1 rRNA gene is annotated in these 255 nt (G+C 45.5%); it reads left to right on the forward strand.

The window, feature by feature from the left end:
- Positions 1–255, forward strand: a 23S ribosomal RNA gene (locus tag ACEN36_RS13170); the annotation flags it as partial.

The raw sequence follows: 255 nt of genomic DNA on the forward strand, positions 1-255 counted from the left end.
GCCAACAGGTTGATATTCCTGTACCTGTTTGTTTTGTTTGAACAATGGAGGGACACAGGAGGCTAAGGAATGCGTGCTGCTGGATATGCACGTCCAAGCAACAAGTCTTGAAGTGAGTCAAATGCTTACTTCTTTAAGGACAAGTTGTGATGGGGAGGGAAATTAAGTACCGAAGTTCCTGATGTCACACTGTCAAGAAAAGCTTCTAGTTAGAAACAAACAGCCCGTACCGCAAACCGACACAGGTAGTCGAGG

The sequence above is a fragment of the Desemzia sp. FAM 23989 genome (assembly GCF_045528345.1).
Lineage (GTDB): Bacteria > Bacillota > Bacilli > Lactobacillales > Carnobacteriaceae > Desemzia.